The organism is Exiguobacterium sp. HSB13 (genome assembly GCF_056764755.1).
In genome coordinates this window covers 1-459 of sequence record NZ_JBUZOM010000041.1, presented here as the reverse complement: position 1 = coordinate 459, position 459 = coordinate 1, and the positions used below count along the sequence as shown (strand labels likewise).

Below are 459 nucleotides of genomic sequence, written 5' to 3'. Positions count from 1 at the left end.
GAAAAAAAGGATTTCGGAAGTGAAGGAAAGAGGGTGGAAACGGAATGGGACGTAAATGGAATAACATCAAGGAAAAAAAAAGTTCAAAGGACAAAAATACGAGTCGGATTAACGCAAAGTTCGGTCATGAGAGTTAGGTGGCGGCAAAACAAGGTGAACCCGATCCGGAATCAAATCAAGCATTAAAGGTCGTTCTTGGACGAGCGAAGACATACAACGTACCTCGCGCTATCGTCGATCGGGCGAGTGAAAAAGCAAAAGGTGGAGCGGAAGAGAACTATGATGTGCTTCGTTATGAAGGATTCGGACCAAGAGGTTCCATGGTCATCGTCGAAACGTTGACGAACAATGTAAACCGGACGGCTTCTGACGTACGTGCTGCATTCGGTCAGACTGGCGGGAACGCGGGAGTGCGCGGATCCGCCGCCTATATGTTCGATGCACTGGGAATCATTTCCT

At 48.1% G+C, this 459-nt stretch carries 1 pseudogene; it reads left to right on the top strand.

Going from position 1 to position 459, the window contains the following annotated elements:
* Nucleotides 1–44: 44 nt before the first annotated feature.
* Nucleotides 45–459 (top strand): annotated as a pseudogene (locus tag ACZGCQ_RS16960) (YebC/PmpR family DNA-binding transcriptional regulator); the annotation flags it as partial.